Origin of the sequence: Acinetobacter stercoris (assembly GCF_900323515.1) — a bacterium.
Lineage (GTDB): Bacteria > Pseudomonadota > Gammaproteobacteria > Pseudomonadales > Moraxellaceae > Acinetobacter > Acinetobacter stercoris.
This window is the reverse complement of record NZ_OOGT01000384.1, coordinates 1-1,495: the sequence shown is the minus strand read 5'-3', so window position 1 is coordinate 1,495 and position 1,495 is coordinate 1. Positions and strand designations below refer to the sequence as shown.

General features: G+C 31.6%; 1 protein-coding gene. It reads right to left on the bottom strand.

Annotation, left to right across the window (positions count from 1 at the left end):
* Positions 1-48 precede the first annotated feature (48 nt).
* A complete protein-coding gene (locus tag KPC_RS19705) occupies positions 49-1,266 on the bottom strand; it encodes an MFS transporter (RefSeq protein WP_121975994.1) in 1,218 nt (405 codons plus the stop codon).
* Between the last annotated feature and the right edge of the window lie 229 nt (positions 1,267-1,495).

Below are 1,495 nucleotides of genomic sequence, written 5' to 3'. Positions count from 1 at the left end.
GTTTTAGCTTATAACACTATCTATTTATCAAATGTTAACAGCCTCTACTCAAGCATTGATTTTTTTCTTGGTTTTACTTGATAAATTCACAAACAAAAAATAAATTAATGCTAAACCTCCAAATATCATGCCCATAATTGTGACCCCATTCCATTGATAATGACTATATATCCATACCCCAATACCTGAACCTGATGCTCCACCACAAAAAAATAATGACATATATATGCCATTCATTCTGGATCTATATTTTTCTGAAAGAGAATATATAACACTTTGCCCTACAACCAAATTTCCAGTTACAGCAAAATCCAGCATTATACTCGCGAGTGCCAAAACAACAGTAGATATATAAAGATGATGCATGGGAATACTTGAAATCAAGAAAGCTAATATTTCCAGAACAAAAGCTAAAACTGTTGCAGCTTGTATAAAACCCTTGTCTGCAATCTTTCCTGCAATTGGTGCGGCTACAACACCCGAAACACCAACCAATGCAAACATTGCAACTCCAACTTGGGAAAAATTATAAACAGAACTACTTAATAAGAGAGGTACCGTTGTCCAGAACATGCTAAAGGAAGCAAACATAAATAAATGATAAATTGTTCTATGCCTTAATACAGGTTGTGATTTAAATAAATAAAACATGGACTTAATTATTTTTTTATAATTTTGATTACTTGTAACCTGACGTTTTGGTAGTCTCCTCCAAAAAACATAAATAAGAATAAACATAACAATTTCAGATAAAAAGAAAACGGTTCTCCACGAAACAAAATATTCAATCATACTTGCAATCGGTCTAGCCAACATTATCCCAAGCATCATCCCGCTCATGACTTTACCTACAGTTGTTCCTCTTATTTGTGGCGGTGATAAAAAAGCAGCAAGCGGTACTAACATCTGGATACTGACAGCCCCTAAACCGATGAGAAATGAGGCAAATAAGAATATGATCCCATTCGAACTGATTATCACTAAAAAAATACCACAGCAGCACACGAACAAGGTTCTGATTATTAATTTTTTATTTTCAAGCATGTCCCCTAATGGGACTAAAAAAAACAAGCCTATGGCATAACCAAATTGAGCCATCGTCATAATAAAACCGCCATATTGTTTAGATATCCCTAAATCATGACCAATAACAGTTATTATGGGCTGAGCATAATAAATATTCGCGACGATAGCTCCACAACCTATAGCGAATAAATAAATCAATTTACTGGAGATTATCTGCTTTTCATTCTGGATTGTCTTCATAATCTATTCTGAATCCAAACTTAATTTAATTAATTGAAAAATATAAAAATTTAATATTTTTAATTCAAATTAAGCAAAGATATTCATTAGCTAGCTAATAATTAATAATACTTAGCAAGCTAAATAAAAACAAGCAATAATTTATCATTGCCGAGTTAATGCATGTCATACCTAAAATAAATATTTTTTATCCATATATATCAAAATGTTATATTATTTATAACTAAAT

What these genes read in the sequence shown, in the direction of transcription:
- KPC_RS19705 (WP_121975994.1), bottom strand. Translation starts at nt 1,266, where the DNA reads ATGAAGACAATCCAGAATGAAAAGCAGATAATCTCCAGTAAATTGATT.